The following is an 8,386-nucleotide window of genomic DNA, read 5'->3' on the forward strand; positions in this document are numbered from 1 at the left end:
CAGAGAGCTGGCGACACGACCCCCGCGCCGATCCAGTGCAGTCGACGGCGCAGCTGATGGCGCACACCGCGGGCGCTCTCGGGGATCGAGAACGAGATCAGGCACCAGCTGTCGGCCTCCGTCATCTCGCGCATCTCGAAGATGCGGCGGTCGCCCCGCTCCAGCATCGTCGTGGCCGCCGGGTTCAGGCGATATCCGACGGCGTGCCGACGCTCGGCCAGCAGCAGGCCCTTCTGCTTGAGCCGGGTGATGCCGGTGCGCGCCTGCGCGGCGGGGATGCCGAGGTCGTGGGCGAGCGCGATCAGATCGGCCGTCGACACCCAGCCTCCCAGCGGACGCAGATACAGGCCGATCAGGGTGCGCAGCAGCGAGGCGGTGCTGCCGGGGCGCGCATCGATGTCGTCGAGCACCGCGTCGTCCACGACCCGACGATCGCGGTCAGCCCTCATGCGACTCCAGGGCATCCCGCACCGCGAGCACGCCGGTGATCGTCTCGACGTGCGAGGTGCTGAGGGGCGACAGCCCCAGGCGGATGCCGTCGGGAAAACGGAAGTCGGGGATGATGCCCTGCGCCCACAGCCGCTGCGTCACCGCGCGGAAGTCGGGGTGCCCGATCGTGACGTGTCCGCCGCGAAGGGCGGAATCCCGAGGGCTCAAGAGGCGCACGCCGAGGGGCGCGAGAGCCGCGTCGTAGGCGCGGACGGCGAGATCGGTCAGCGAGACCGACTTCTCACGGACGCCCTCGATCGTCGACAGCTCGAGGAGGTCGAGCATCCCCTGCATGGCGAGCATCGAGGTGATCGGGGGTGTGCCGCTGAGCAGCTGGCGGATGTCGCCGGCCGGCACGTACTCGGGGCCCATCGCGAAGATGTCCGCCGCGCTCCACCAGCCCTGGATCGGCTGGCGCAGTACGCCCTGATGGTCGTGGCGCAGGTAGGCGAACGCGGGAGAGCCGGGCCCGCCGTTCAGGTACTTGTACGTGCATCCGACCGCCATGTCGACGCCCCAGGCGTCGAGCTGCATCGGGATGACGCCGGCCGAGTGGCAGAGGTCCCACATCATCAGCGCGCCCGCCTCGTGCACAGCGGCGGTGATGCCGGGCATGTCGGCGAGCGCCCCGGAGCGATAGTCGACGTGGCTGAGCGACACGAGCGCCGTGCGCTCGGAGATCGTGTCGCGCACATCGGCGATCTGCACTCCGCGCACGGGGTCGGGCTCGATCCACCGCACGGTCATCCCCGTCTCGGCCGCGACGCCAGCGGCCAGGAACCGGTCGGTGGGGAAGTTCCCCGCCTCGATCACGAGCTCGGTGCGGGTGGGGTCGGCGGTGGCGGCGGCCCGCATCAGCTTGTAGATCAGCACGCTCGTCGAGTCGGCGACGACGGTCTGTCCCGGTGCGGCGCCGAGCGTCAGGGCGCCGATCCGGTCGCCGAGCTCCATCGGCAGCGCCATCCACTGCTCGTCCCACGAGCGGATCAGCCGCGTGCCCCAGTCGTCGCGTGCGAACGCGGCGAGCTTCTCGGGGATGTTGCGCAACGGACGGCCGAGGGAGTTGCCGTCGAGGTACGCGTCGACGCCCGGTGCATCGGCGAACGCGTCGAGGTGCTCGCGCAGCGGGTCGGCGGCGTCGAGGGCCCGGGCTTCTTCGAGAAGTGCGGTGTCGAGACGGGCGGAATCGCGGGGGTCGGTCATGTCACACCTTCAGATCGGCGGGGGTGAGCGGGCGGGCGGAAGACGGGGTTGCGGTGACGTCGGCAAGGTGCAGCAGCACGGATGCGAGGTCGCGGGGGTCCTGTGGGGCGAGGGAGCGCAGCAGGTCGTCGCCGTCGATGCCCGCGTCACGGAGGGCGTCGAGCTCGGCGGGGTTCAACCCGACCGGCGTCGGGCCGTTGCCCATGTCGGTGCCGTAGAGCACGGTGCCGCCGGCGGCATGGAAGCGGCGGACGTTGTCGACCGCCGTGGCGAGCGTGTCACCGTCATGGATGGAGAGCGTCGAGATCCAGGCGACGGATGCGGCCTGCGCCGCGATCTCGGAGTCGTCGAGTCGCTCGGTGAAGGGTGCGTGGGCCTGACGGGTGGCGCCGAGGCGCGCGACGCGCTGGGCCTCGCCGGCGCCCTGGGCGTGGGCGACGACGGGGAGTCCGCGGCCGGAGGCGGCGTCGACGATCGCGCGGAACAGGTCGTCGGCGAAGACGGGCCCGGCGTCGGTGTTGCTCGCGACCTTGATGACGGATGCTCCGGCATCCGCCATCTCGGTGACCGCCGCGTGCGCCGTCTCGGCGTCCGCGATCTCGCGGAATGACCCTGCAGGTGCCCAGTCGCGGTCGCTCGGATACCCGCCGACCGGCGTGAGGAACGCGCCCGCGAAGTCGATCGCGACGCGGTGGGGGGCGCGTTTCGTCTCGCTCCGCTCGCTCAACGAGCGGGGGTGGTCGCCTTCCCGGTCCTCAAGCGTGTGGGCGTCGGTGCGGTCGACGCCCCGGTCCGCGAGCGTGTGGGCGTCGGTGCGTTTCGTCTCGCTCCGCTCGCTCAACGAGCGGGGGTGGTCGCCTTCCCGGTCCTCAAGCGTGTGGGCGTGGGTGTGGGTGTGGTCGGCCTCCCGGTCGTCGAGCGTGCGGGCGTGGACGCGTGTCGTCTCGCTCCGCTCGCTCAACGAGCGGGCGTCCGTGTCGTCAACACCCCGCTCGTTGAGCGAGGGAGCGCCAGCGACCGAGACGAAACGCGCTGCGGCCAGTGCGGCGATGGCCTCCGGGTTCGCGCCCAGATCGACCACGCGTCCGAGCGTCGAGCTGCCGAGAAGGGTGTGGTCGACGAGCTGCAGGTGCACGTGGTGGTCGGTGAATCCGCCGATGACCACGCCGTCGAGACGAGGCGCGCCGGGTGCGGGACGCTCGTCGCGCAGCAGCATCCGTCCGTCGATCAGCTCGACGAGGCCTTCGCGCCATCCTTCGCCGTCGAAGAAGGTCGCGGCGTTCATCAGCGGCCGATCTCGGTGCGCACGGTGTAGAGCTCGGGGAAGAACGTCAGATCGAGAGCGCGTTGCAGGAACCCCACGCCGCTCGAACCCCCGGTGCCGACCTTCATGCCGATCGTGCGGGCGACGGTCTTGAGGTGGCGGAAGCGCCAGAACTGGAAGTTGTCTTCGAGGTCGACGAGGTCTTCGCAGGCTTCGTAGAGGTCCCAGTGCTGCTGGTGGTTCTGATAGATCTCGCGGATCGCAGGCACGAGTTCGGGTGTCTCGCGGTAGGGGAGGCGCACGTCGCGATCGAGGATCTCGGCGGGGATCGGCAGCCCGCGTCGCGAGGCGTAGCGCAGGAACTCGTCGTAGAGCGTCGGAGCGTGCCACTCGGCGGTGAGCAGCGCGAGGTTGGCGGGGTGGTCGCTGAACACGTTCAGCATCTTCTCGTTCTTGTTGCCGAGCGCGAACTCGACGGCGCGGTACTGCACGGACTGGAAGCCCGAGGAGTTGCCGAGCGCGCCGCGGAACTGCGCGTACTCGGTCGGTGTGAGCGTCGCGAGAATCGCCCACTGCTGGGTCATGACGTCCTGGATGCGCTTGACGCGCGCGACGCGCTTCAGGGCCTCGCGCAGATCGTCGCTGGCGAGGAGCTCGCGGGCGGACGACAGCTCGTGCAGCAGCTGCTTGAGCCACAGCTCGGTGGTCTGGTGCTGGATGATGAACAGCAGTTCGTCGTGGTGCTCGGGCACGCTGACCGGGTTCTGCGCGGTGAGCAGCTGGTCGAGTGACAGGTACGACCCGTAGGTCATCCGGCCGGACAGATCTGTGACGATGCCGGCCTCGAGCTCGCGCTCGTTGTTCTCGGTGCTCATGGGTCGCTTCCTGTGGTGACGGACAGGACGAACATATAACAATCGTGGCGAGCGTCACAATCATGAAATATGGAAAGCCTTCCTCGACGGGTGGTCATCCGGTGGATACCGTCGGCGTATGGGCGACAGCATCGAGGCGCGGACTTTCACGCGCCAGGACCGTACGCAGTTCCGTGCCAAGGCCGAGCGGTGTCTCGAGGCCTTGGCGTCCATGCTGGCGGATGGCCGATTCTCGGCCGTGGATGCCCCCGACTCGCAGCTCGGTCTGGAGATCGAGCTGAACCTGGTCGACGAGCAGGGCGCACCGGCGCGGGGCAATGACGCGGTGCTCGACGCGATCTCCTCGCCGGCGTTCCAGACCGAGCTCGCGCGCTTCAACGTCGAGATCAATGTGGCACCGCGGCCGATCGGAGGCGCACATCTCCAGCAGCTCGAGACCGTGCTGCGCGGCTCGCTCGATGTCGCCGACAGTCGGGCGCAGTCGGCCGGGAGCAGCCTGGCCATGATCGGGATGCTTCCGACGCTCGACGAGACGCACTTCACCGAGCGCTGGTTCTCGGCAGACCCTCGATACAGCCTGCTCGGTCAGCAGATCCTCTCGGCGCGGGGCGAGGACATCGAGCTGCAGCTCGACGGCGTCGCGCTGGACGAGGAGCGACCGGCCGAACGGCTCTCGATGGTCTGCGACACGATCCTGCCCGAAGCCGCCTGCACCTCCGTGCAGCTGCATCTGCAGGTCGCCCCCGAGTCGTTCGCGGCCTACTGGAACGCGGCGCAGGCGATCGCCGGCGTGCAGGTGGCGCTCGCGGCGAACTCCCCGTTCTTCGCGGGCAAGGCGCTGTGGCACGAGACGCGGATCCCGATGTTCGAGCAGGCGACCGACACCAGGCCGCAGGAGCTGAAGAATCAGGGCGTGCGCCCCCGCGTCTGGTTCGGCGAGCGATGGGTGACATCGATCTTCGACCTCTTCGAGGAGAATTCGCGGTACTTCCCGGCACTGCTGCCGGTGTGCGCGGAGGAGGATCCCCTCGAGGCGCTGGCCGAGGGGCGTGCGCCGGAGCTCGCCGAGCTGCGCATGCACAACGGCACCGTGTATCGCTGGAACCGCCCGGTCTACGACGTCGAGAGCGGGACCGCACATCTGCGTCTCGAGAACAGGGTGCTGCCGGCGGGGCCGAGCGTCGTCGACGTGGTGGCGGACGCCGCGTTCTACTACGGCCTCGTGCGCAGCATGGCCGAGGCGGACCGTCCGATCTGGACGCAGATGACCTTCGACGCCGCGGCCGAGAACCTGCAGGCCGCGGCGCGCGGCGGCATCGACTCGCGGCTGTACTGGCCGGAGGTCGGCGGGATCAGCCCGAGAGAGCTGGTGCTGCGACGGCTGCTGCCCGCGGCGGCCGAGGGGCTGGACGCCTACGGCGTCGACCCCGAGGTGCGGGACCGGTATCTCGGCATCATCGAGCAGCGATGTCTCACCGGTCGCAACGGCGCCGTCTGGCAGCGGCAGAACGTCGCGGCTCGCGAGCGCGCCGGCGCGTCACGGCGCGACGCGCTGCACGGCATGCTCGCGGACTACCGGGAGCGCGCGCAGGCGGGCGAACCGGTGCACACCTGGACGCACTGACGCCCGCCCAGAACGGAAAGACGAACAGCACGAAAGGAATCGCTCCGTCGTCCCTGGGTCAGAGCAGACCGTGGGGCAGGGTGTCGCGCTGGTGCTTGCGCACATAGGATCGCTCGCTGCGACCCGCGTGGATCACGGTCAGGCGCTCGACCATGACGCGGATCAGCAGGTTGATACCCGCCACGATGAACCAGGCGAGCGCGAACAGCGCGGGACCGAACAGGATGTAGAAGATCAGCCCGCTGTCCATGCGCTCAGAGTAGACCCATGCCCGAGAGCGTCACAGCCTCGGCGTCCGCGGCGGAGGCGTGCGCCGCGCGCCGGGTGCTCCGATCGCCTCGAACGCCGCAGCGAGACGCAGCAACGCGGAGTCGTCGTAGGCGCGCCCTGCGAAGGTGAGGCCGATCGGCATGCCGATGTCGCGCATGAGGCCCATGGGCACCGTGACGGTCGGGATGCCGAGGTGGCGCACGGTGAGGTTGCCGTTGGCGATCCACGTGCCGTTGCGCCAGCCGAGGTCGGCGGAGGCATCGTTCACGTCCATGTCCGCGGGCCCCACGTCGGCGACGGCCGGAAAGACGACGGCGTCGAGCTCGTGCTCGTCCATCCACTCCTCGAGGTCGACGCGACGGGTCTCTTCCAGCCCGCGCAGTCCGTCGGGGAGCTCGGCCATGTCCTCGAATCCGACGCCCGGATTCGCACGCACCCAGCCCGGGTACTCGGCGATGTCGTCATCGAACCCGGTGTAGCGGTCGGGGAGTGCTCCGTCGGGATGCGGGAAGATCGATGCGCCGTCGACCTGCGCGAGCGTGTGCAGCCGCGGGTCGCCGTTCGCCTGCAGGAAGTCCTCCCAGCCCCACGCCGACAGGTCGACGATCTCGCGCTGCAGGTATGCCGGCGACACGAGTCCGCGCGTCGCGATGGTGGGGGCGCCCGGACGGTCGCCCTCGTAGTTCGACACCACGGGGAAGTCGACCTCGACCACCGTCGCTCCGGCGGCCTCGAGGTCGCGGCGAGCCGCCTCCCAGCGCTCGATCACCGAGGCGCGGGTCTCGATGCGCTGCCCGGTGGGGCCGCCGATGCCGGGCGCGTCGGCGGTGCCGGCCTCCGGATCCGCGTTGATGTACATGCGCGGGACGCCGATGCGCACGCCGCGGAGAGCAGCCGTCGCATCGGCCGACAGCGCCGGATACGACTCGGGCCGTACCTCGGAAGACACGGGCAGCGTCACCCACGGCTGGGCGCGCCAGAAGTCGCCGCGCACCTCGGCATCGTCGGCGACGATCACGTCGAGGACCTCGAGCAGATCGGCCATGGTGCGGGCATGCGGCACGACGACGTCCATGGTCGGCACGAGAGGCCAGTTGCCGCGGGTCGAGATCACCCCGCGGGAGGGCGTGTAGGCGCAGAGGGCGTTGTTCGTGGCGGGACCGCGGCCGCTCGACCAGGTCTCCTCGCCCAGGCCGAAGGCCCCGAGACTCGCGGCCGTCGCCGTGCCCGACCCGTTCGACGACCCCGATGCGAAAGGTGCGGTGAGGAAGTCGGGGTTGTACGGACTCTCGGCGCGGCCGTAGACACCGCGCTGCATTCCGCCGTTCGCCATCGGGGGCATGTTGGTCAGACCCAGACAGATCGCCCCGCCCGCACGCAGCCGCTCGATCGTGAACGCGTCGCGCTGGGCGACCAGCTCGGCGAAAGCGGGGCTGCCGGCGGCGGCGGTGAGTCCGCGCACCAGGTAGCTGTCCTTCGCGGTGTAGGGGATGCCGTCGAGCGGTCCGCGCACGGCGCCGCGTGCACGCCGTGCATCCGACGCCTCGGCCTCGGTGCGCGCCTCGGGATTCGCGACCGCGACCGCGTTCAGCGCCGTCGCAGTGTCGGGCCCGTCATAGGCGGCGATGCGCGCGAGGTACGCGTCGACGAGCTCGACGGCGGTGGCGGTTCCGGCCTCGAGCGCTCGCCGCAGATCGGCGATGGAGGCCTCGACGACGTCGATCATGAGACACCGCCGATGCGCGGCTGCTGCTGGGTGATGCAGTGGATGCCGCCGCCGCGGTCGAACAGGGGGCGCGCGTCGACGGTGACGACACGTCGTCCGGGGTAGGCGTCGGCAAGGATCTCTCTGGCAGCCGCATCGGCCGTCGCGTCGCCGAAGCCGCAGGCGACCACCCCGTCGTTCGTCACCAGGTGGTTGACGTAGCTCCAGTCGACCGGGCCCTCGTCGTCGCGCAGGGTCGATGGCGCGGGGAGGTCGATGATCTCGAACGCGCGGCCCGCGGCATCCGTCTGCTGTGCGAGGTGCGCGCGCAGCTCGCGGGACACGGCGTGGTCGGGGTGGTCGGGGTTCTGCTGGTCGTGCAGCAGCAGTCGGCCGGGAGAGGCGATCGTGGCGACGATGTCGACGTGCCCGTTCGTGCCGAAGTCGTCGTAGTCGCGGGTGAGTCCGCGGGGCAGCCACACGGCCGTCGTCGCGCCGATCGTGCGGGCCATCTCGGCCTCGACGCGCTGCCGGTCGGCGAAGGGGTTGCGTCGCGGGTCGAGCTGCACCGTCTCAGTGAGCAGCACGGTGCCCTCGCCGTCGACATGGATGCCTCCGCCCTCGTTGACCAGGGTCGAGGTCACCAGCTCGGCACCGACCGCGCCCGCGATGATGCGCGCGTGCTGCGCGGCGTTCTGCCAGCGCGCCCACGCGGGGGCGCCCCAGCCGTTGAAGATCCAGTCGACCGCGCCGAGTACGCCGGGGCGTTCGTCGTCGACCACGAAGGTGGGGCCGGAATCTCGCATCCAGAACTCGTCGACCGGCGCCTCGACGATGTCGATGGCGCGGCTCAGCATGCGCCGGGCGCGGGAGACCTCGGCCGGATCGACGATCATCGTGACCGGTTCGAACTCGGCGACCGCGTGCGCGACCTCGGTCCAGGTCGCGTAGCCCTC

7 protein-coding genes and 1 pseudogene are annotated in these 8,386 nt (G+C 70.4%); 1 reads left to right on the forward strand and 7 read right to left on the reverse strand.

What is annotated here, in order from left to right; genetic code table 11:
• The 4 genes and pseudogenes from ABTZ43_RS16135 to ABTZ43_RS16150 all read right to left on the reverse strand — a co-directional run.
• Positions 1–449: pseudogene (locus tag ABTZ43_RS16135) on the reverse strand (regulator); the annotation flags it as partial.
• Positions 439–1,692 carry a kynureninase gene (locus ABTZ43_RS16140; RefSeq protein ID WP_350539526.1) on the reverse strand — a complete coding sequence of 418 codons (1,254 nt, stop codon included), beginning with the start codon at positions 1,690–1,692 and terminating at the stop codon, positions 439–441. The pseudogene ABTZ43_RS16135 and the gene ABTZ43_RS16140, both read right to left, overlap by 11 nt.
• A 1-nt stretch (position 1,693) precedes the next feature.
• Positions 1,694–2,977: an amidohydrolase family protein gene (locus tag ABTZ43_RS16145; RefSeq protein ID WP_350539527.1), complete on the reverse strand. Its 1,284-nt coding sequence runs from the start codon at positions 2,975–2,977 to the stop codon at positions 1,694–1,696.
• Complete coding sequence (locus tag ABTZ43_RS16150; RefSeq protein WP_230108677.1) at positions 2,977–3,831, reverse strand: tryptophan 2,3-dioxygenase; 855 nt, start codon at positions 3,829–3,831, stop codon at positions 2,977–2,979. The genes ABTZ43_RS16145 and ABTZ43_RS16150 overlap by 1 nt, the downstream gene beginning before the upstream one ends.
• Positions 3,832–3,949: 118 nt before the next feature.
• Here ABTZ43_RS16150 and ABTZ43_RS16155 point away from each other — a divergent pair, with 118 nt between their 5' ends.
• Positions 3,950–5,455, forward strand: a complete 1,506-nt coding sequence (locus tag ABTZ43_RS16155; RefSeq protein WP_045254110.1) for a glutamate-cysteine ligase family protein — start codon at positions 3,950–3,952, stop codon at positions 5,453–5,455.
• A 58-nt stretch (positions 5,456–5,513) separates the two neighbouring features.
• Here ABTZ43_RS16155 and ABTZ43_RS16160 read toward each other — a convergent pair whose 3' ends face one another.
• The 3 genes from ABTZ43_RS16160 to ABTZ43_RS16170 form a co-directional block, all read right to left on the reverse strand.
• On the reverse strand, positions 5,514–5,705 hold the full coding sequence (locus ABTZ43_RS16160; RefSeq protein WP_350539528.1) for a hypothetical protein: 192 nt from the start codon (positions 5,703–5,705) through the stop codon (positions 5,514–5,516).
• 30 nt (positions 5,706–5,735) lie between these two features.
• A complete protein-coding gene (locus ABTZ43_RS16165; protein ID WP_350539529.1) occupies positions 5,736–7,451 on the reverse strand; it encodes an amidase in 1,716 nt (571 codons plus the stop codon).
• On the reverse strand, positions 7,448–8,386 hold a 939-nt coding region (locus tag ABTZ43_RS16170; RefSeq protein ID WP_350539530.1), incomplete at its 5' end, for an agmatine deiminase family protein. The genes ABTZ43_RS16165 and ABTZ43_RS16170, both read right to left, overlap by 4 nt.

Source organism: Microbacterium sp. NPDC097977 (assembly GCF_040302605.1).
GTDB lineage: Bacteria > Actinomycetota > Actinomycetes > Actinomycetales > Microbacteriaceae > Microbacterium.

Excerpts from the sequence above, each read along its gene's own strand:
- ABTZ43_RS16140 (WP_350539526.1), bottom strand. The coding sequence starts at position 1,692 with ATGACCGACCCCCGCGATTCCGCCCGTCTCGACACCGCACTTCTCGAA.
- ABTZ43_RS16145 (WP_350539527.1), bottom strand. The coding sequence starts at position 2,977 with ATGAACGCCGCGACCTTCTTCGACGGCGAAGGATGGCGCGAAGGCCTC.
- ABTZ43_RS16150 (WP_230108677.1), bottom strand. The coding sequence starts at position 3,831 with ATGAGCACCGAGAACAACGAGCGCGAGCTCGAGGCCGGCATCGTCACA.
- ABTZ43_RS16155 (WP_045254110.1), top strand. The coding sequence starts at position 3,950 with ATGGGCGACAGCATCGAGGCGCGGACTTTCACGCGCCAGGACCGTACG.
- ABTZ43_RS16160 (WP_350539528.1), bottom strand. The coding sequence starts at position 5,705 with ATGGACAGCGGGCTGATCTTCTACATCCTGTTCGGTCCCGCGCTGTTC.
- ABTZ43_RS16165 (WP_350539529.1), bottom strand. The coding sequence starts at position 7,451 with ATGATCGACGTCGTCGAGGCCTCCATCGCCGATCTGCGGCGAGCGCTC.